Here is a 21951-nt window from a genome sequence, read left to right on the forward strand (position 1 = left end):
CTAAGCCCTCCGCGCCTGCTCAACAATCGCAATAAAGGCGCTGTTCATATCATGCGCCTGCGCCAACCCAGCCTGCAATCGCACTTGCTTGGGTGTGCCTAAAGCCAATAGCTTTCCTGCATCTTGTATCGCAATTCGGTCGCAGTATTCCGCTTCTTCCATAAAGTGAGTGGTGATGATAATCGTGATGCCTTGATTGGCCAGCTCTCCAATGGTGTACCAAAATGACCGACGCGCTAGAGGATCAATCCCGCTGGTAGGTTCATCTAAAAAGACAATTTCAGGCTGATGAAGCAAAGCTGCCGCCATAGACAGCCGCTGTTTAAAACCGTTCGGTAAGTCGCCGCTTTTAGCATCAGGCTTCAGTTCAAACTGATGCAATGCATGATCTATTTGCTGTGTTAATTTTTTTCCGGACAAGCCATAGGCGCCGCCAAAAAACTTCAGGTTATCCATCACGGTCAGATTGCTGTATAAGGCAAATTTTTGCGACACATAACCAATCTTTTTTCGCGCTTCTGCTCGGGCATAACGCAAGTTCATGCCGGCAACTTCCAAAGTGCCGCTGCTGGCAGGCAAGAGTCCGCATAGCATTCGAAACGTAGTGGTTTTCCCGGCACCATTTGGCCCCAATAAACCAAAAATTTCTCCGCGCTGCACATCAAAAGACGTGCTGGCTACCGCGGTAAAATCGCCAAATTTACGCACTAAGTCTTTAACCCTAATGACGGGCGCTTGTTCTCTACCCAGCGTCATTGTTTCAGTTACTATGGTTTGCTCAGCTTGTATTGGCAGCTGATTTTTAGGACTGGCATCCGTTTCTGATAAGGAGGCGTTGCTTTGCTGCTGCGCCTGATGTAAAAAAAGCATAAATGCATCTTCAAGTTCAGGTTCGCGGGCTGTCACTTGTGTATACGCAGGCAGATATTCTGCTGGCAATTTTGGATGCTGTGCTGTGCTGATAAAACGCACCATGTCGCCCTTGGGCACAGCATCGGTAATATATTCAGGCAAATCTAAAAGGTGTGACTGTAAAATACGGGCTTTCATCCCATCGGGCGGCTGAGCCTGCCATGTCAGCCCGCGCACTTGTTCACTCAACTCATGCGGCTTGCCTTGTTTCAGCACTTGGCCTTCATACATGACATACACTTCGGCACAGCGTTCTGCTTCGTCCATATAGGCCGTACTGATCATCACACTCAGATTTTCTTCGGCAACCAGCTGCTGAATAATTTCCCATAGATCACGCCGTGATAACGGATCTACCCCAACACTGGGTTCATCCAGCAGCAATAATTCAGGCGAACGCACTAAAGTACAGGCTAAACCTAACTTTTGCTTCATGCCCCCTGATAATTTGCCCGCTGGACGCTGTGTAAATTGGCTTAAATCGGTAATCGCCAATAGCCGAGCAAAACGTTCTTTACGTACATCGGGCGGCACGCCATGCAAGTCGGCGTAGAGATTTAAATTTTCTTGAATACTGAGATCTTCATACAGCCCAAAGCGCTGAGGCATATAGCTGATGCGGTCTTGAATCTGCTGCGGGTGCTTGGCTACGTCAATGCCTAATACTTCCAGTGATCCTGCACTCGGTTTGTAGAGCCCAGCAATCAGACGCATTAACGTTGTTTTTCCTGCGCCGTCTGGGCCGACCAAAGCGGTTAATTGGCCAGATGGGATGGCGATATTCAAATCCTGAATGGCACAAATATCTGGGGTATTTTTGCCTGGTGCAGGAAAAACTTGGCGCAAATTCCTTGCAGTGACCACATGTGAAATAAATGCTTCATTCATGAGTTTTACTCTCCGCCTGCTCGACTGAATAAAGCGGTGTCAATGTACTGAAGCCGTCTGCGCAGAAGCACGCTGACTTTTGGCAATTTTGACAGTGACAGGCTGTCCCATTTTCAGCATATCTTTAGGGTCTTGCACATATACGCGCACCTCATAGACAAGGCTTGTGCGAATATCTTCTGTTTGCACAGTTTTTGGCGTAAATTCTGCAACCGAAGAGATATAACCAATTTTTCCTTGAATCGGCTGGTCTGGCTGCGCATCACGAATCACTTGCGCTGCAGCGCCCATATGTATTTCACTCAGGTCTTTTTCATTCGCATAGACGCGCACCCATTTCGGATCGCTCAGCGCCAGCGTGTACACAGGTTTCTGCGCAGTCGTCATATCGCCAGCTTCCTGCAGGCGCGCCCGTACAACTGCATTTACCGGTGCTGTTAATACGCTTTGCTGAATCTGGTAGTGAATTAAATCTAAATTTGCTTTAGAAACATCTACCTGTGCTTTAGCTGCTTCACGGTCTTCTTTTCGGGCGCCATTTTTCAGTAAGTTTAAATTGGCCGCTGCTTCTTTGACTGAAGCAGCAGCTGTAGCTTGGCCGCTTTTGGCTGAGTCCAGTTCTTGCCTGCTGATCGCTTGTCCTGCGGTATCTTGAAACAAAACCTGCATGCGTTTTAAATCTTTATCCGCTTTGTCCAATTGAGCCTGCGCTGAAACCAGCTGCGCTTCCGCTTGGCTAATCTGCTCAGGGCGCGTGCCAACATCTTGTTCAATGACGGCCTGCTCCTGCACTTTAAGCTGCGCTTCCGCCTGCTGCCGCTGAATATTCAGCGCGTCGGTATTCAATTGCGCCAGCACATCGCCTTTTTTGACATGGTCGCCTTCCTGCACATTCAGCTGCTGGATTCTGCCGCTTTGTTCAAAAGCCAAAGATACCTGACGGATATCAACATTGCCGTACAGGGTTAATTCATCAGAAGCTTCTTGATCTTTATTGATATACCAAACGGCTGCAGCAATGATGATCAGCGCTAAAACCGCTATGGCAACCAGCACACCCTTTTTCATAAGCCACCCGATCTGTCCGTCGTGATTATTAGTTTAAATTTAATTTAAACTAACATGAAAAATCTAAAAAAAGATATACTCCGGCTTATGAAATATCACTTAGTTTGCTGAAAATATGCATCGTTTAGGACGCAGTGACGGTGATGTCACCAAACAGAAAATTTTGCAAAGCGCTGCAGAGCTTATTGCTCAGCATGGTTTTGCCAAAACCAGCAATAAGGCCATCGCCCAAGCTGCCGAAGTTGATCTCGCCTCAATCAACTATCATTTTAAAGGCCGTGATGGCCTATATCATGCTGTCTTAGTCGAAGCGCATCGGCAATATGTAGATGAGCAGGATCTGATTCAGCTCGCTCAATCCAGTCTTAGCGCGGAAGATAAGCTGAGGGCATTTTTTGAAGCGCTGGTATCTAAATTATTATCGGGAAATACCTGCTACAGCCAAGTGCTGATACGTGAATTGCTCAGCTCTTCTGCGCATTTAAACCAATTTATTGAACAGGATGGAACACGTAAGTTTGTTTTGGTCAGACGAATTATCAGTGAAGCTTCGGGCTTGCCTATAGATCATCCGCAGCTTTTACCTTGTGTATTGAGTGTATTAGCGCCGTGTTTTATGCTGATTTTAGCCAGTTCAAATGCAGCCAGCCCTTTGCATGATGTATCGACAATGAATGCTCATGCCTTAGCCATGCATTTAAAGACTTTTTCTCTTGCGGGTTTAAAAGCCATTGCAGAACAAAACAGGCTGTAGTGCTCAGCTTATTTGCTATGACAACGGCTGCCAGCTGTAGATTCTGAGCTGTTTGAATAGTTTCAATATATATAGATCATTATTTTTTGAGATAAACACGTTTATTTGCGTACATATTAAATTTTTGTTTGCAATTTATTCTTAGAGTAATGCTGAAATGTCGCTTTTTTGTTTTTGTTGTGAGATAAAAAGCCCGCATGACGCGGGCTAAATATCACATTAAAATTTTATCAGTGCAATCCTTTATACAAGAAGAAGCATCCAACAATACATAACAGCACCGCAAAACATTTTTTCAGTACTGCTGGTGAAAGCGCATGCGCAGTTTTCGCGCCATATTTAGCCGTAAAGAAACTCATCACACTAATGCCCAAAAAGGCATAGATATGAATAAAGCCAATGGTATTTGGAATTTCAACTTGCTGTTGCATACCAAAAAACATAAAGCCTAATGCACCCGCAATGGCAATGGGTAAACCGCAAGCCGCAGACGTCCCGACCGCTTTTTGCATCACCACGCCATTTGCCGTTAAATACGGCACTGTAATACTGCCTCCGCCAATCCCGAAGATGGCCGATGCCACACCGATACCCGAACCTGCCGCAATTTGCTTAGCTGTAGATGGCAAAGTTTTGTTTGGATCGACTGGCTTTTTTGCTCCCATAAACATGGTATAAGCCACCCAAAGTAAAAACACACCGACAATCATTTGCAGATGCAAACCTGACAGCCAGCCTGCAATGCCCGCGCCTGCAAAACAGCCAATTGCCATTGGCGGAGCTAAATTTTTAAATACAGGCCAAATCACAGCGCCATTTTTATTGTGCGCCATCAATGAGCTGATCGATGTCACCACAATCGTAGCCAAAGACGTGCCGAGCGCCAAATGCATAATCACATCGGGGCTATAACCCATTTGGCTAAAAACAATATAGAGCAATGGCACAATGATAGTACCGCCGCCAACGCCAAACAGCCCTGCAGCAAAACCAGCAAATGCGCCAATAATTAAGAAAGTAATGAGTTCCACGAAATAGATACTTTTAAAAAGATGTATTGAAGAAGTCTGACTGGTTTAAGCCAACTCCACTTGACCCACAGCATGATAAGCACGGTTGAAATACACCAAACTTTCTTCCTGCTGACTTTGCTTAATTGCAACCACACGGCACATAAACACGCTGTGCGTACCCACTTCTTGAATCTGTTCAATCTGACAGTCAAAACTGACCAAAGCATCTTTTAATATTGGTGAACCTGTTTCTAATGCAGTCCAAGAGCCCAATTTAAACCGCTCTTCCGAATTAAATTTGCTTGAAGCAAAGGCATTGGAAATTTGCTCATGCTGTGCGCCCAAAACATTGACAGACAGAACTTTATTTTCAAGAAAATGCGCATGAGAACGAGATGATTGATTCATACAAACCAGCAAAGTTGGCGGTGTATCTGTCACACTGCATACTGCTGATGCTGTAAATCCATGCATGCCTGCTTCACCCTCAGTCGTAATCACGTTGACTGCAGTCGTCAATAAAGACATTGCATTTCTAAAATCAGTTGCTTCAATCATCTCTTCAATCTCAATGGTCTATATGGCTTATCTCTTTCTCATGTTTGGGCAATAGCAAATTTAATTTCCTTCTTGCCCTTACATGAAATTGAGTCAGCTCGAATTTATGCGGTCAATTCTTGGCGAATAATGGCAGCGCCTGCGCTTAGCGCATTTAGTTTGCCTTGCGCCACGTGGCGAGGTAAAGGCGCCATACCGCAGTTTGTTGAAGGATATAGCTTGTCGGCATCTACAAATTGCAATGCTTTGCGTAATGTATTTGCTACTTCTTCTGCTGTTTCAACCTGATTGGTTGCTACATCAATTGCGCCAACCATCACTTTTTTACCGCGGATGAGTTGAATCAAATCCATTGGTACACGAGAGTTTTGGCATTCAAGCGAGATAATATCGAGCTTCGATTGCTGAAGTTTTGGGAATGATTCTTCATATTGGCGCCATTCATTACCCAAAGTTTGTTTCCAATCGGTATTGGCTTTAATGCCATAACCATAGCAAATGTGAACAGCAGTTTCGCATTTCAAACCTTCAAGCGCGCGCTCTAAGGTCGCAATACCCCAGTCATTGACTTCATCAAAAAATACGTTAAACGCAGGCTCATCAAATTGAATGATATCTACGCCTGCCGCTTCAAGCTCTAAAGCTTCTTGGTTGAGGATTTTAGCAAATTCCCAAGCTAATTTTTCACGGCTTTTGTAGTGACCATCATACAAAGTATCAATCATCGTCATTGGGCCAGGCAAAGCCCATTTGATCGGCTGATTGGTTTGGCTGCGTAAGAATTTCGCATCATCCACAAACACTGCTTTCTTACGCGATACCTCACCTACAACTGAAGGTACACTTGCATCGTAACGATTACGAATACGCATCGTTTCACGCTTTTCGAAATCTACACCTTCAAGATGTTCAATAAACGTGGTTACAAAATGCTGACGGGTTTGTTCGCCATCGCTGACAATATCAATGCCTGCATGGATTTGTTCATGCAAAGATAATTTCAACGCATCACGTTTTGCATCTAATAATTCTTCGCCTTCAAGTTTCCATGCTGACCACAATTTTTCAGGTTCAGCCAGCCAAGATGGTTTAGGTAAGCTGCCAGCAGTTGAAGTTGGGAGTAAAATGGCCATATTCGATCTTCTATCTCTATTTTCTTTAAAACGGGTGGTTTACACCCGCGTTTTCATCTATTTACGTGATTTAAAATTAAGCTGCGTCTGCATTTTCAATGCTAAAATTAGCAGCCCACTCATTCAAAATGTCTTGATATGGCTGAATAAAATTCTCTTCCGTCCATTTGCCCTGTTTAACCGCCAACTGGCCACGTTCAACACGGTCGTACACAATACGGGTTAATGAGTAATCGCCAAAGCTTAAGCTTGGTTGATACACTAAACCTGCTGTCGCATTGGTATTGTAAATTTCAGGACGGTAGATTTTTTGGAAGCTTTCCATGGTGCTGATCGCGCTGATCAGTTCGAAATCTGTATAGTCGTTCAGCAAGTTATTTGCTGAATAGAATGCCAATGGCGCAGTCGCATTTTCAGGTTTGAAGTAACGAACACTTAAGCCCATTTTTGCAAAATAGTCATCGGTACGTGAATAGTCATCATTGGTGTATTCCACACCTAAGATCGGATGCACATTTGCAGTACGGTAATAGGTTTTTGTCGTTGAAACACTTAAGCAAATCACAGGTTGTTTTTTGAATTCAGCTTTGAATACGTCTGAATTGATTAAGTGTTGATATAGCTTGCCATGTAAATCACCAAAATCTTCAGGTTTTTCATTGAACTTGCAACCGAGTGCTGGCAATACTACGCTGAAGTCATAGTCACGTACATACGATGAAAAACTGTTGCCGATCATGCCTTCAATGCGTTCATTGGTCTTATGGTCGATGATGGTGCTTTTTAAAGTTTCAATAAACGGGAAAGTTTGACCATTGCCCTCTACATCGAGTTCAGCAGAAATAATGTCAATTTCTAGTGAATAACGATCCGCATTTGGGTTGTCACAGCTCGCCAAAGTGTTGAAGCGGTTATTAATCATTGCCAAGGTACGGCGCAAATTTTCTTCACGGTGCTCACCGCGCGCCAAGTTAGCAAAGTTCGTTGTTAGACGTGTATTGTCTGCTGGTTTATAGTTTTCATCAAAGCGGATACGTTTGATTGAACATGCAAATTTATTACTCATGGAGATTCACTACCCTAAAATTAAAATAATCAAAATTTCTGTATGGAGTAATTTATACGTGAATCTTAAGATGAATAAAAATGATTTAACCTCAACACAAAGTGAGTGAAATTCATGTTTGGTAATTTTATAGGATGAATATATTTCAACTTGGCTCGATGAGAGCATTTAAAAAATAATCTGGATATAAATAATTTTAAATTAAATATAAACAATACTTTATGATATTTTTTTAATAAGTATTTATATCTATATTCTACTGACTTTTTAGGATAAAATGAAAATCATCGATAAGTATGTCCGCTTTTAGAATATGATTATTTATCGTTCTAAGTGAATTAAACTCAGCTTAAACTGAGAAAAGATCAAATTATTAACTAGATTTTCATTTCTTATATTTAGGTCCAAGTACCCAAATTTATCATTTAGATACTTGCCCTATTTTTGTAAACTACTATGCAATCACTTTAAAAAATAAAAGATTTATGCGCGACAATCCCTGTCATTGCTCCATCACCTACGGATAAAGCAACTGAACCACCTGAACGTGTGACATCACCGCAAGCATAAATTCCTTTAACATTTGTTTCTTTTGCTGGCGAAGTTTTAATGGCCTCGCCATATTCATTGCAGTCTATCTCTAAACCTAACTGCTGAATCCAGTTCGATTGCAGACGAGTAACAGTAGAAACAAATAAGCCATCCAATTGAATTCGTTCACCATCTGCCATTACAACGTCACAATGACCTTCAATATGGTCAATTTTACGCGTTTCGATCTGAATTTGACGTTTAGAAAGCTTCGCTAATAACTCATCATCCAATTGATCTACAGCAATTGCATCATTTAAAAATAAAGTAGTATTTCCCCAATCTGGCAACATCAACGCCATGTGCAATGAGTGCATACCCGACACTAACATGCCAATTTCACCTAAGTTCAGTTCATAACCATCACAATATGGGCAGTGATAAATAGATTGCCCCCAACGTTCAGCCAAACCATTCACTTGAGGCAATTCGTCACGTACGCCAGTGGCAATAATCATTTTTTCAGCTTGAATGTGCTGATTACCTGCAACAATTAAATATTTTCCATCAAGCGCTTTTACATCAGTAACCGTTTCAGCAAGCCATGAAATCGTGGAATACTTTTCTAATTGTACTTTGGCTTCTGCTGCAATAGCACTAGGTGATCGGCCATCTTGCGTCAAAAAATTATGTGAATGTTCAGCAAAACGATTACGACGTTGCCCAGCATCAATAATTAAAATACGGCGGCGCGCACGTGCTAAAGGTAAAGCAGCAGAAAGTCCTGCATAACTACCACCAATAATCACAACTTCATAATTCATATTCATATTCATATTCATAATGCCTATATGTAACTTTAAAAGTTACTATATCATTTAACATGCTTATAAGAAACTTTTAATGTTACAATCTATCAATTGCCCTAATCACCTATTTCCTCATGCGTAAAGACAGTAAACTTTCAAGAATGCTACATGTTCTGTTGCACATGGCGCGTGAAAACAAGCCTTTTACTTCCGAGCAAATCGCTGAGATGCTGGAAACAAATCCAGTTGTAGTGCGTAGAACCATGTCGGGATTAAAAAAACATGGATTTGTTGATTCTGAGAAAGGCCCTGGTGGCGGCTGGAGTTTGATTAAACCTCTGCATGACATTTCGCTGTATGACATTTACCTTGCTGTTGGTGAACCTTCTATTTTTGCGATTGGCAATGAAAATATGCATCCAGATTGCTTAGTAGAACTAGTGGTCAATCGGGCACTTGATCATGCCTTTTTTGAAGCGCAAGAAGTGCTGATTAAAAACCTTAAAGCAACTCAATTAGACCAATTGGCACATGATTTTCAAATTGAATGGAATAAGCAAATGAACACGAAATAAAATAAATGCATCTTCATATCTGTTTCAATTTTAAGTCTCTGTACTGAATCAGTCTCAACTCAAAACTTAGAAAAAATCAGCATATTCAAAATTTGATATGTCCATAAATCGCTAAAATATAAAGTTTATATTTATAGCTTATGATTATGTCAAACAAACTTGAACGTCAGAAACTGACTCTCCCAACAGGTCATGACAAGCTTTTATTGCATTCTTGCTGTGCGCCCTGTTCTGGCGAAGTCATGGAAACTTTAATTGAATCTGGTATTGATTTTTCGATCTTTTTTTACAATCCTAATATTCATCCAGTTAAAGAATATGAAATCCGTAAAGAGGAAAATATCCGCTTTGCAGAAAAACACAACATTCCGTTTATCGACTGTGATTACGACACTGACAACTGGTTTGAACGTGCCAAAGGCATGGAAAATGAGCCTGAAAAAGGTATCCGCTGTACCATGTGTTTTGATATGCGCTTTGAACGTACAGCATTATATGCAGCAGAACATGGCTTTAGCCTGATCAGCAGTTCACTGGGAATTTCACGCTGGAAAAACATGCAGCAGATTAATGACTGCGGGCATCGTTCGGCTTCACATTATGACGGAATTACCTATTGGGACTATAACTGGCGTAAAAATGGTGGCGCTGTACGTATGCTGGAAATCAGTAAAAAAGAAGAATTTTATCAGCAGGAATACTGCGGCTGTGTCTATTCACTGCGCGATACCAACCGCTGGCGCATAAGCCAAGGCCGCGACCGAATCAAATTAGGGGTAAAGTTTTATTCCAATGCCATGGATGAAGAAGCTTAAGTTCTGCACTTTGCTATCTTTCATTGATATTAATTTAATATTGTTAAGCCCTGAAGTATTTACGCCATTCAGGGCCTTTTTAGTTATATTTCAACTTATTTTAGTTCTTCAACCAACGTTGGATAGATTGATCCATCGACATCCATTTCAGTTTTATAAATACCATTGGCAACATTAAATTTATTTACGTGGTAACTAGAGCCATAAATTGAGTCAAAACCTGTTCCTTTTTTAAAGACTTGTTTATTGGCAGCTAAATCCAGTAAATGTGTCCCTCCAATAAACTGTTCATATTGTGCAGGGTCAACACCAACTCGGGTTGACATGATTTTCACGGCATCGGCATGCGTTGCAGGGTCATTGATGTATTTAACCGTTTTATCCCAAACTTGAATGATTTTTTTCCATTCTTCTTTGTTGGCAGATAAATGCGTCATGTTGACGGTTAATGTGTCGTAAATCAGACCGGGTTTATCTTTCGATGTATAAATGATTTTTGATCCAGCAACAGCTTTCAGCGCTTGATTTGCGACCGGTTGCCACACGGCAATCGCTGCAATATCTGGACTCGCAAATACTTGTGGCAGCTCATTGGTCATAGTGTTGACCAACTTCACTTCAGAAGCTTGAATTTTTGCATCATCCAATGCTGTCGCCAAAAGTAAATGATCAACCAAGCCTTTTTCTGTCGCGACACTTTTACCTTTTAGATCGGCAAGGCTATTGATGCCATCTTTAGCAATGATGACATCATTTCCCGCAGAATAGTCCGTCGCCATAATCATGACGCCTTTCGTGCCGCCAGAACCCGTGACTAAGTTGTCACCATTGGTGACTAGAACGGCATCCAACTGATTTGCCGCAAATGCAGATAATGAAGCTGAATAATCAAACCATTTAAAGTCCACATTGACACCGGCTTCTTTCAACCAGCCTTTTTCAATAGCAACTTGCCATGCGACAAAACCAGGCCAGTCGCTATAGCCGATCGTAATGGCTTTTGTATTGACTGTGCCTTCTGCTTGCGCGTTTGGTTCAGGTGTTTTGGCTGTATTGTCACAACCACCTAGTAAGATAGCGGTCACAACGGAAGCAGATAAGCAGGCTTTTTTGATCATAGTGCGATTTCCCCGATGGCATTACAGTTAAATTTGGTATTGGTGTACAAAAACGATGGTGTTTTCGGATTGCTGACTGATTGAGCATTACACTTTCCACGATTTGGTCTATGGTCGGCTGCATTAGCATGTGGTTTATTTTGGTCTGTTACTTTGTCTTTAAACTGACCTTGTGATCGATATAATTGGCCCATTTTAAAACTCCTTAATTCTTTGCATTTTGCGGAATTGGCGGCATTACAGCGTCCATCAACTCCAAATGTCCTTTAATCACACCCTTAAGTGCTGAAAAATGCTGACTGATGACTTTGAGCTCTGAACTGACACCTTGCAGAATCATGACTTCTAAAATTTTGTGATCATCGAGTTGAATATGCAGCGAGCTCACCACTTGTTCTAAAAACTGCTGCTGTAAATCTAAAAGCTGAATACGTAGCGCCGTACTACTTGCGTCATAAAGTAAGGTAAATGTGCCGACCATCACTTCATTTCGTTGCTCCTGATCGGCAATCAGATGCTTATTGATCATGTCGACAATGGCCTGAGAACGGCTTTCATAATGCTGATCGACAATTTTTTGATCCAAAGCATCGACTGTTTTTTCAGGCACGGTAATACTGATACGCGCCAGCTTTTGTTTAGGCACTGTTTTTCCTTATTTTTTTTGATGAATATAGAAACCCGCGCGGGCGCTCAGTAGCTCAATGAAAAACTGCTTTAATTGATGCAGAAATGTTGCAGATTGATGGTGGTTCATATGCATCTCCTGTTTAAGTAATACAAAACATTTATTTCGTAATATCGATAGAAATGCAGAATCTGTGCCAAGTGAGGAATATGAAAATGGTCTATTATTTTGTTCTTTTAACTTTCTTTTAGATTTTATTGTTCATTATTTGTGCAATAAACGCACTCCTACCGCCCCATTTGCACTATTACTGCGATGTATTATTTGATGAAAGACTATTTCTTAAGGTCGTTGTTCTTAAACAAGAACATTGACCGACATGTAACAAACTCGAAGTTCAATTTATTTCATCAACATTGAACATCATTTATACTGATTGATCATTCTATTCATCACTCAACGCCTATGAAGTATTTCAGCTGCGCGGTATGTTCTAACCAAATCTTTTTTGCCAATTCACACTGTGTCAATTGTCAGACTGCGCTGGGTTATATTGCCTCTGAAAAGCAAATGGGCTGTTTTGAAAAGCACAGCACTACGCTGTGGCTTGCGTTAAATCCTGAAATAAAGGGAAAACGCTTTAAACCTTGTCATAATTATCAGCATCATCAGGTATGTAACTGGATGGTGCCTGCCGACAGTGAAGAAATTTACTGTGAGTCTTGCCTGCTCACTCACACCATTCCCAACTTAGATAACCCAGACCATATTGTGTACTGGGCACGATTGGAACATGCCAAACGGCGTTTTTTGTATTTAATGCAGCAACTGAATACCATGCCGCGTCCTAAACGCAGTCAAGATGACCGTTTTGGGCTGCGTTTTGATTTTCTCATGCCAACAGAAAATACACCTGTCATGACCGGTCATGCTAATGGCATTATTACCTTGAATGCCAGTGAAGCAGATGTGATTTACCGCGAAACAACGCGTATAAAAATGGGGGAAAACTACCGTACACTTCTTGGTCATTTTAGACATGAAAGTGGTCATTATTATTTTGATTTGATAAAACATTTACACCCTGAACTGATTGAGGAATTTCGGGAATTGTTTGGTGATGAACGACAAGATTATAGTGAAGCTTTGAAACGGCATTATAATGACGGTGCGCCGCAAAATTGGGCGGATTACTATGTCAGTTCCTATGCTAGTACGCATCCTTGGGAAGATTGGGCGGAAACATGGGCGCATTATTTGCACATGATGGACACCCTAGAAACAGCCTACTATGCAGGATTAGTGGTCAAAACCAATAAGTCGGATTTGAATAATTTAGAATTAAAAGAAAACCCGATTGGCGCTCAGGATTTTGACCTATTGCTGCAACACTGGATGACCTTGACCTTTAATTTAAATGCGTTGAACCGCAGCATGGGCTTAGATGATGCATATCCATTTACATTGTCGAATCCTGTATTGGATAAATTACGATTCATTCACCACAAACTGCTCAACATGACCTTAAAAAACCAGCAGCACAATTAGATTAAATTTAACACGTGACAGTGTTTGAATCTCAAATCAACTTTTCGGTATCACAATATTCGTACATTAGCTTAATTTGAAAAAATGTATACGTAGTAATTTTCTAAGATTAGGTGCTGTAATACCTGCCCTATTTTTACTATTTTATAAAGGTTAAAATAACAAAAAATAGATGCCTGTGACCTTTCCAATGATGCCTTTCACGCATTTACCCGCTCGTTTCATGTGTATCATCAGCCTGAGTTTGCTCAGTGGATGCCAATTGGTCAAATTACAAGAAAATCAACTCAGTGCGTCACTAAATAATAAAACAGACAGCATATTAACCCATCAAAAGCTCAGTACATTTAGCCATCAAATCCTGTTAATGGTGAATGAAAGCGACCAATCTTGTTTAAATGCGCTTGAAAGCTGTATTCACAAAATGCGTAATAATGAAACTTTAGATATTGCTCAAGTCTATGCAGCAGCAAGTGAGCTGTACATGGCACGTGCTTTAATAGCCGATCAAAATCCAAAATGCAAAAAAAGCTTAAAACAACACAGCGGAAAATTAGCTTCAAGCAAAATTAAAATGTGTATGGATCAGCAGCTTGCAGACTTTGATTTCAGTCTGCGCTACAGCTATGTCTATCTATTTAAATCCGCTCAAGCCCCTGAAGAACGCTTATTTGATTTGCGTCAGGGACAAGTCCGCACCTTTTATAATGTGGCTTTATCACGTTTAATCACCTCATCATTTACCCGTTTTGACTATCAGCAAATGCCTGAAAGTTTAATGCTGGGTTCATCGCTTTATCATTTTAATTATGAGCATTATCCTGAAATCAAAAGTGCGGACATTGATAAATTACTCTCGAGCTATAATTTTAATTTTTCAGGCTTAAAAACCATTAACCGTCAGGAAGGCATTGGTTCTGAATTTGTCTTAGTCAAAAAAGCCACGGATCTGTCTGCTGCGCAGTCTTTTATACTAGATCCTGAACAATATTATTCAAATCAACCCAACCCCAATATCCATACAGCACGGTATTTATCAGTTAGTGCGATCGCCGAGCCTGCCAAGACCAATAGCAGCATTAGTGAAATTTTGTCGCCGCAATCAAATTTTAAGGTTGAATTATTTAATCCCTATCAATTTAAAAAGGCAAAAATTGAATCTAAGTCCTACACGCTAACGGCCAATTATTCTGTGCCTTATGGACTTTGGTTAGCCGAAAATAAATTAGGACAATCTGGCTATTGGACACTTCTGAATAAGGAAGAACATTTGCGCATGCCACATGTGTTTATGTTAGAGCCGTATCAACCCAAGAAAAAGATTATTGTCATGGTTCACGGTTTAGCCAGCAGTCCTGAAACGTGGATCGGCCTGACCAATAACATTATGGGGGATCAAAAACTACGTGATCATTACCAAGTTTGGCAAGTGTTTTACTCAACCAATATGCCAATATTTGAGAGTCGTTTTCAAATCAATGCTTTACTCAAACAGGCATTTGCAACTGTTCAGTTCAATACGCCTTCGGCTCAAGATGCTGTCATTATCGGACATAGTATGGGCGGCATCATCAGTCGTTTATTGGTTAGTGATGCAGATATTTCCGCTCAAGCTATTCCACTCATGAACTATGAACAAAATACACAGTTACAACGTCATCCAATTATCCGCGATCGTTTTGTCTTTAAAGCATTGAAGCCAGTTAGTCGTGCAATTTTCATTGCCGCACCGCATCATGGTACTGACTATGCAGACCGCTGGTTTACCAATTTGGCGAAAAAAATCGTAGTATTGCCTTTAAGTTTTTTAAATGATGTCAATGTTGAACTCCCGAATGCAAAAAATTCAACTATGGGCCTGATTAAGTCTGGACCTGCAGATTTAAGTCAACAATCACGTTTTATGCTGCTGACTGCTGACATCATGCCAAATAAAGATATTCCTTATCATTCTATTATGGGAAATCAGACGCAAAGTACTGAACCGAGCAAAAAGTCGGATGGCATTGTTCCCTATACAAGTTCTCATTTAGATGGCGCGGTGTCTGAAAAGATATTCAATGGTGGACATTCCATCCATGAGTCTCCAGATGCAATTTTAGAATTGCGACGCATTTTGAGAGAGCATTTGGACAATGAAGCGTTGAATCAATAACGATAAAATTGCTTTATGTATTTATAAATTATCTTTTAAAAGCAGTATTTTATTGCTAAATTAGCTCCATATTTTGGGGGCTATATGACAGAAAAATTATATTATTGGGCTGAAAACTTAGAAAACTATAGCTCTGACAATGATGTTGAATTTGAAGAAGTAATAGAAATTAAACGACTTAATTTTTTCATTGGTAAAAATAATGCAGGAAAAAGTCGGTTTATTAGAAATCTTTTCTCAAGTACCTATCCATCGGGAATATATAAATATAAAAAACTGTTAAAAAATATCAATATTTTAAAAAATAAACTGCCACAGATTAATGAGATTCTAGGATACAGTACGACTAATTCAGAAATTAAATCTTTGTATAAAGATTTAATTAAAATGCTTTCTGAAACAAGAGTTGATCCATTAATTTACATTAACTCTGCTATAAAAGGACAACTTGAGAACAACCTTCATATTTACCAGTATCTCGAAAATTATAGTTTATTCGAACTAACTGATGATGATGTACAAAATATTTCAGGTTTTTTTGAAATAAAATTCTATATACCTATTCTACGTGGTATGCGTCCTGTCACAGAGCAACAAAATATACAGCCCTATATTGAACGTGCTCAAAAAGACTATTTTTCAGATAAAAATAAATTTGATTCTAAAAATATTATTACTGGAGAAACTCTTTACCATGAACTTCAAATTCATCTCTTTGGTAAGCCAGTACACCGCGAGCTCATAAAAAGTTATGAAGAAAAATTAAGCCAGTATTTTTTTGATAATGAACCTATCACTTTAATTCCATACATTGGTAAAGATGACAATGGTCATGACAATGATGTTGTTCATATTAAAATTGGAGAAGATGATCAATTTCCTATTCATAAACTTGGTGATGGTCTTCAGCAAGCAATCATTTTGACATACGAAGCATTCATTAAAAAAGATAGAACCCACGCATTCTTCATAGAAGAACCTGAATTGCACATGCATGCAGGTATGGTTCGTCAATTGATGAACTTTTATCTCAATGAAACACCTCATTATTATTTTTTTACTACTCACTCCAACCATTTACTAGATATGGCAGATGAATCAGACCAAGTCATGATTCAAAAGTTTGTAAAACAACCAAAAGAAAATAAGTCAGATGAATTTGATTTTAAAATTCATCGTTGTGACCGTGATCGGGATTTACTTGCTTCATTAGGTGTGCGTCCGTCTTCTGTCTATTTGGCTAACTGTACAATTTGGGTAGAGGGCATTACAGATCGGCTTTATATCACTAAATATATGGAAAAATATTTAGCTGAACTAGAGTCAGCTGATGTGGAGCTTTATAAAAAATACCGTAGATTTATGCCGAACTATCACTATACGTTTGTGGAATATGCTGGCAGTAATTTAGTACATTGGTCTTTTAGCGATGATTATGCTGACCAATTAGAAGATAAGGGATTAAGCGCTAAAGCTGTTGCAAGTGAAATGTTACTCATTGCTGATGGTGATATTCAAAGTAAGGCTGATCGTGTTCAAGTCTTAAAAAGTGAATTAAAGAAAGGCAATTATCTGATTTTAGAGTGTAAAGAAACAGAGAATACTCTACCTAAGGATTCCATTATTAGAGTCGCGACTCAAAGATTCAAGCGTATGAAATCTAAAACTAAAGATAGCTATGATATTTCTTTAACTAACAATATAACGAGTGAAAATTACTTTGATCACAAAGAATATGGTATTGGTAAACTCCTAGATATTAAATTAAAAAAACCTTCATCAAAAACCACACAATCTTTGTTTGCCGATGGTCAAGGTGTCGGTACTATTAAATACAAATTAGATTTTTGCCGTGAAATTATTAAAGATTTTGATGAAAATCCTGATTGGGAACTGACACCAAAAGCAAAGGATCTATGCATCCGAATTTTCAAACTTATTGAAAAGTGTAATTCAAATTAGAAAAAGACCGCCTAAGCGGTCTTTTTTAATTAAACATTAAATCCAATATGTTTACCTGTAGGTAATTCGACATCAATACGAAGTTTCCCACCCATTGCTTCTACATATTTTTTCATGGTTGATATTTTTAAATCATTACCACGGTTTTCGATTGCAGAAAGCGAAGGCTGTTTAATCCCTAAAGTTTCTGCTAATTCTTTTTGAGAAATTTCCAACTCTTCACGAATCATGTGAAGATGCTGTTCAAGCATCAGTTCTTCTGCCATTTGCTGAATACGAGCTTGGCTTTCAGCAGAGCGAGCTGCCAATAACTCTTGTAAACTTTTTGCCATGTTAGGAATCTCCTAAACTCTTTAAATGCAAAGTGTATTGCTCATCTGCAATTGCCAGCATTTCTGTATAAAAACGCTTTTTACCGCTTTTATCACCAATGTATAACACAATCGCTTGTCTTAACGGATCAAAAGCAAAGAAAGCTCGAATCGGTTTGCCACGGTGTTGCACACGAAGTTCTTTCATATTGGTATATTTAGAATCATATACAGTGTCCACCAAAGGTCGACCTAAGCTTGGTCCTTGTGATTGCAACACAACTAAAGCTGCCAAGACCTTTTCTTGTGTCGAATCGTCTTGCTGAGCAAGCCATTCATTAAATACATCTGTGGTCAATACTGTCCACATAGCACAACCAAAATATAGACTATAAGCTATATCATAATTTAATCGAGTAAACACTGCAAATAAAAAACCGCCCTCACGGACGGTCTTAAAATTGCCTCCTTTTTTAAAGGAGGGTTAGTGAGGATTTTTTATGCCACAGGCGACAACGTAAACAAAACTTGCCCTGTTTTCACTGTTTGCCCTTTTTCAATGGTAATTTCAGAAACCATCATCCGTTCAGGTGCAATAATCGGAATCTCAATTTTCATCGCTTCAATGACTGCAAGCGTTGCACCTTCTTCCACAATATCACCTGACTTGCATTCGATTTTCCAAATACTTCCCGGCATGTGCGATTCCACAGCACAACCACCTTCAGGTATTTGAACATCACTATCATCGGTCATCGCATCTAAACTTTCAGACACGTATTCTGCCAAGCCTGCTTCATGCCAGCGACGACGTTCTTCATCAAAATTGGCTTGTTGGATGGATTTAAATGCTGAGATTGATTCTGCATTTTCAGTGAGGAACTCGTTGTATTCTTTTAGGTTCAGTACACCTTCTTCTACACGCAGTTTTAAGCGACCTGCTTTGAAGTCCTCACGCATCTGCATCAGTTCAGCTTCTGAAACTTCATAAAACTTAATTTGGTCAAAGAAGCGTAATAACCACGGCATACCTTGCTCAAAGTCAGGGTTTTTACGGTAACGAGACCACATTTGCGTAGTACGACCCACAAACTGATAGCCTCCCGGACCTTCCATACCGTACACACACATATACGCACCGCCAATACCGACAGCATTTTCAGGTGTCCATGTCCGTGCAGGGTTGTATTTAGTCGTCACTAAACGCTGGCGAGGATCAAGTGGTGTTGCCACAGGTGCACCTAAATACACATCGCCCAACCCCATGACCAAATAACTCGCGTCATAAACCACATCTTTGACTGCTTGTTTATCTTTTAAACCATTAATACGACGGATAAACTCAATATTGTCAGGACACCATGGCGCATCTGGACGTACCGTTTGCATATAGCGCTCTGTCGCTAGCTGGGTTTGTGAATCCTCCCAAGCAAGTGGTAAATACACAGTCCGTGACGGTACTTGCATTTGGGTCACATCAGGCAGTTCAGCTTCAGCGACTTGTAGCAAACGTAATAAATCCAATTGATCAAGCTTGATCGAATCAAAATGGATTTGTAGCGAACGAATCCCCGGTGTGAGATCAATAATCCCTGTGATATTTTGCTTTTGAACCCATTGCATGAGTGCATGAATACGGAAACGTAAGTTCAGATCTAAAACTAACTCACCATATTCCACCAACATGTAGTTATTGCCCGCAGGACGATACACCACATCCGGTAAGCCATTCTGACCTTTTAAAGTATCAAGCACCGCATTTTTTAAGGTGGAAAGTTCAGGATAAAATGACTCATCAAATGCCACAGCCTGCGTATCACATGCTTCTAATTGCATATGATATTTTTCATTTAAAAGTTTCGCTTGATGATAACTCACAGGTATAAATCTGACTTTGTCTCCTGCTTTCAATTGACCGAGTTTCCAAAGCTCAGAATTAATCACCACGGCAGGACAAACAAAGCCTCCCAAACTTGGACCATCTGGACCTAGAATAATTGGCATATCGCCCGTGAAATCAATTGCACCAATCGCGTAAGCATTGTCATGAATATTTGATGGATGCAAACCGGCTTCACCACCATCCTCACGTGCCCATTCAGGTTTTGGACCAATCAAACGAATACCTGTACGGCTTGAGTTAAAGTGAATCTCAAAAGTATGGGCAAAGAAGGTATCAATGTCTTTTTTAGTGAAGAAGTCTGGTGCACCATGCGGGCCGTACATCACCGCAATTTCCCATTCATGACTAAACGTTGGCACTTGTTCAGGTGTAAGCGCTATCACTTCATCGCTTGTGAATGCCGTGATCGGCAACATATCTCCAATCAATAAATTACGCCCTGCATGACCGCCAAATTGACCTAAGGTAAAGGTCGCTTGTGAACCTAAATATTCAGGCACATTCAAACCGCCTTTAATCCCGATATAGGTGCGACAACCTGTGGCGATTTTTCCACATTTTAGAATCTGTCCTTTACGCACATTCACGGTTTGCCACATTGGCACAGCCACACCATCAAGCGTTGATGGCATATCACCACCCGCCAATACAATTTGGCTATCACAATGGAATTTTAAGCTTGGTCCTTGCAAAGTGCATTCAAGCCCTGCCGTGTTATATGCATTGCCTAACAATTGATTCGCAACATTAAGTGACAGCGGATCAATCGCACCTGAGGGCGGAACACCGACATCCCAATAGCCCAAACGACCTGTGACATCTTGCACAGAAGTTTGAATGCCTGATTGCAACACTTCAATTTTTTGGGTTTTCCATTCAAAAGTATTGAGGAAACGTGTGGTTTGCGTACCGGCTTTAAATACATCGCAGTCGATAATATTTTGTAGATATTCAAGATTGGTTTCGATGCCTGCAACCGATGTTTTCGCGAGTGTTGCGGTCATGGCTTGAATCGCTGACTCGCGGTCATCTGCCGTGACAATGATTTTGGCAATCATCGGGTCATAAAATGACGATACATTTGAACCCGTTTCAACCCAAGTTTCATTGCGTGCCTGCGGATCAAAATCAACGTATGTTAAAAGCCCTGCACTTGGTTGGAAGTTTTTAATTGGGTCTTCTGCATAGAGACGTACTTGAATCGAATGACCTTTAGACACAAGTTCCGCCGTTGGTGCAATCCAATCACCGCTGCCTAAGGTCACCATCCATTCCACAAGGTCTACACCAAACACTTGCTCCGTTACGCCATGTTCAACTTGCAGACGGGTATTCACTTCTAAGAAATAGAATTCCTGTGTGTCGGTATCCATGACAAATTCAACTGTGCCTGCCGAGCGGTAATTCACCGACTGCATCAACCCAATCGCAACTGATTGAATATAGGCACGTTGCTCATCATTGATATGTGGTGCTGGGGTTTCTTCCACCACTTTTTGGTTACGACGTTGTACCGAACAATCACGCTCACCAAGTGCTAAAACTAAGCCTTTCCCATCGCCAAAAATTTGCACTTCGATATGACGGGAATTCTGTACAAATTTCTCAAGGTACAAACCGGCATCTTTAAAGTTAGCTTGGGCAAGATATGACACTGTAGAATAAGCATCTTTCAGCTCTTCTTCATTCCACACCAAACGCATACCAATACCGCCACCGCCCGCGGTACTTTTCAGCATCACAGGATAACCAATACGATTTGCTTCAAGCAGTGCTTCAGCTTCATCAGCCAACAATTGACTGCCCGGAAGGAGAGGTACATTAGCTTGAATCGCAAGTTCACGCGCTGTATGTTTTAAGCCAAAGGATTTCATTTGCGCCGAATATGGCCCTAAAAATACTATGCCTTGCGCTTCACAGAGATCACAAAATTCCGCATTTTCAGACAAGAAACCATAGCCCGGATGTATCGCTTCAGCACCTGTTTGTTTCGCGACTTCTAACATTTTGTCGACATTTAAATAACTTTGGCTGGCAGGACTATCACCAATAAATACTGCTTCATCCGCTAAGGTCACATGTAGTGAGTCACGGTCTGCTTCGGAATAGACAGCAACCGATTGAATGCCTAATTTTTTGAGTGTACGAATCACACGGCAAGCAATTGCACCGCGGTTGGCAATGAGGACTTTATTAAACATGCT

19 protein-coding genes are annotated in these 21951 nt (G+C 40.5%); 6 read left to right on the plus strand and 13 right to left on the minus strand.

The window, feature by feature from the left end:
* Positions 1–1800: an ATP-binding cassette domain-containing protein gene (locus B1202_RS12345; protein ID WP_078190911.1), complete on the minus strand. Its 1800-nt coding sequence runs from the start codon at positions 1798–1800 to the stop codon at positions 1–3.
* A gap of 39 nt (positions 1801–1839) precedes the next feature.
* Positions 1840–2868, minus strand: a complete 1029-nt coding sequence (locus tag B1202_RS12350; RefSeq protein WP_078190912.1) for an HlyD family efflux transporter periplasmic adaptor subunit — start codon at positions 2866–2868, stop codon at positions 1840–1842.
* A 115-nt stretch (positions 2869–2983) separates the two neighbouring features.
* Between B1202_RS12350 and B1202_RS12355 the strand changes: the two genes are divergently transcribed.
* Positions 2984–3622 (plus strand): TetR/AcrR family transcriptional regulator, encoded by a 639-nt coding sequence (locus tag B1202_RS12355; protein ID WP_078190913.1) that lies wholly within the window; start codon positions 2984–2986, stop codon positions 3620–3622.
* A gap of 230 nt (positions 3623–3852) precedes the next feature.
* Here B1202_RS12355 and B1202_RS12360 read toward each other — a convergent pair whose 3' ends face one another.
* The 5 genes from B1202_RS12360 to B1202_RS12380 all read right to left on the minus strand — a co-directional run bounded on the left by B1202_RS12360 (position 3853) and on the right by B1202_RS12380 (position 8747).
* Positions 3853–4653 carry a sulfite exporter TauE/SafE family protein gene (locus B1202_RS12360; RefSeq protein WP_078190914.1) on the minus strand — a complete coding sequence of 267 codons (801 nt, stop codon included), beginning with the start codon at positions 4651–4653 and terminating at the stop codon, positions 3853–3855.
* Between the two features lie 45 nt (positions 4654–4698).
* Positions 4699–5193, minus strand: coding sequence for a flavin reductase (locus tag B1202_RS12365; protein ID WP_078190915.1), 495 nt, complete (start codon positions 5191–5193; stop codon positions 4699–4701).
* 104 nt (positions 5194–5297) lie between these two features.
* The gene (locus B1202_RS12370) at positions 5298–6326 is read right to left on the minus strand and encodes a methionine synthase (RefSeq protein WP_078190916.1); all 1029 of its coding nucleotides are present in this window, start codon (positions 6324–6326) and stop codon (positions 5298–5300) included.
* A gap of 76 nt (positions 6327–6402) precedes the next feature.
* Positions 6403–7392 (minus strand): putative oxygenase MesX, encoded by a 990-nt coding sequence (locus B1202_RS12375; protein ID WP_078190917.1) that lies wholly within the window; start codon positions 7390–7392, stop codon positions 6403–6405.
* A gap of 467 nt (positions 7393–7859) precedes the next feature.
* The gene (locus tag B1202_RS12380) at positions 7860–8747 is read right to left on the minus strand and encodes an NAD(P)/FAD-dependent oxidoreductase (protein WP_117007383.1); all 888 of its coding nucleotides are present in this window, start codon (positions 8745–8747) and stop codon (positions 7860–7862) included.
* Between the two features lie 119 nt (positions 8748–8866).
* On the opposite strand from B1202_RS12380, the gene B1202_RS12385 reads away from it, so the two are divergent.
* On the plus strand, positions 8867–9307 hold the full coding sequence (locus B1202_RS12385) for an Rrf2 family transcriptional regulator (protein WP_078190919.1): 441 nt from the start codon (positions 8867–8869) through the stop codon (positions 9305–9307).
* A 146-nt stretch (positions 9308–9453) separates the two neighbouring features.
* The gene (locus B1202_RS12390) at positions 9454–10122 is read left to right on the plus strand and encodes an epoxyqueuosine reductase QueH (protein WP_078190920.1); all 669 of its coding nucleotides are present in this window, start codon (positions 9454–9456) and stop codon (positions 10120–10122) included.
* 95 nt (positions 10123–10217) lie between these two features.
* Here B1202_RS12390 and B1202_RS12395 read toward each other — a convergent pair whose 3' ends face one another.
* Genes B1202_RS12395 through B1202_RS12405 form a run of 3 tightly spaced genes read right to left on the minus strand, consistent with a single transcriptional unit; the run spans position 10218 to position 11886 of the window.
* Positions 10218–11240: an ABC transporter substrate-binding protein gene (locus B1202_RS12395; protein ID WP_078190921.1), complete on the minus strand. Its 1023-nt coding sequence runs from the start codon at positions 11238–11240 to the stop codon at positions 10218–10220.
* Positions 11237–11434, minus strand: coding sequence for a hypothetical protein (locus tag B1202_RS12400; protein WP_078190922.1), 198 nt, complete (start codon positions 11432–11434; stop codon positions 11237–11239). The genes B1202_RS12395 and B1202_RS12400 overlap by 4 nt, the downstream gene beginning before the upstream one ends.
* A gap of 11 nt (positions 11435–11445) precedes the next feature.
* Positions 11446–11886, minus strand: coding sequence for a CopG family ribbon-helix-helix protein (locus B1202_RS12405; RefSeq protein WP_078190923.1), 441 nt, complete (start codon positions 11884–11886; stop codon positions 11446–11448).
* A 447-nt stretch (positions 11887–12333) separates the two neighbouring features.
* Between B1202_RS12405 and B1202_RS12410 the strand changes: the two genes are divergently transcribed.
* The 3 genes from B1202_RS12410 to B1202_RS12420 all read left to right on the plus strand — a co-directional run bounded on the left by B1202_RS12410 (position 12334) and on the right by B1202_RS12420 (position 17533).
* Positions 12334–13416 (plus strand): zinc-binding metallopeptidase family protein, encoded by a 1083-nt coding sequence (locus B1202_RS12410; RefSeq protein WP_078190924.1) that lies wholly within the window; start codon positions 12334–12336, stop codon positions 13414–13416.
* A 190-nt stretch (positions 13417–13606) separates the two neighbouring features.
* Complete coding sequence (locus tag B1202_RS12415; RefSeq protein WP_078191041.1) at positions 13607–15571, plus strand: lipase family alpha/beta hydrolase; 1965 nt, start codon at positions 13607–13609, stop codon at positions 15569–15571.
* An 84-nt stretch (positions 15572–15655) separates the two neighbouring features.
* The gene (locus B1202_RS12420; protein ID WP_078190925.1) at positions 15656–17533 is read left to right on the plus strand and encodes an AAA family ATPase; all 1878 of its coding nucleotides are present in this window, start codon (positions 15656–15658) and stop codon (positions 17531–17533) included.
* 29 nt (positions 17534–17562) lie between these two features.
* Here B1202_RS12420 and B1202_RS12425 read toward each other — a convergent pair whose 3' ends face one another.
* The 3 genes from B1202_RS12425 to uca all read right to left on the minus strand — a co-directional run bounded on the left by B1202_RS12425 (position 17563) and on the right by uca (position 21948).
* Positions 17563–17865 carry a helix-turn-helix domain-containing protein gene (locus B1202_RS12425; protein WP_078190926.1) on the minus strand — a complete coding sequence of 101 codons (303 nt, stop codon included), beginning with the start codon at positions 17863–17865 and terminating at the stop codon, positions 17563–17565.
* A gap of 1 nt (position 17866) precedes the next feature.
* Positions 17867–18214, minus strand: a complete 348-nt coding sequence (locus tag B1202_RS12430) for a type II toxin-antitoxin system RelE/ParE family toxin (RefSeq protein WP_078190927.1) — start codon at positions 18212–18214, stop codon at positions 17867–17869.
* A 128-nt stretch (positions 18215–18342) separates the two neighbouring features.
* The gene (gene uca / locus B1202_RS12435; protein WP_078190928.1) at positions 18343–21948 is read right to left on the minus strand and encodes an urea carboxylase; all 3606 of its coding nucleotides are present in this window, start codon (positions 21946–21948) and stop codon (positions 18343–18345) included.
* Positions 21949–21951 lie beyond the last annotated feature (3 nt).

Origin of the sequence: Acinetobacter amyesii (assembly GCF_002018365.1) — a bacterium.
In the GTDB taxonomy this organism is placed as follows: Bacteria; Pseudomonadota; Gammaproteobacteria; order Pseudomonadales; family Moraxellaceae; genus Acinetobacter; species Acinetobacter amyesii.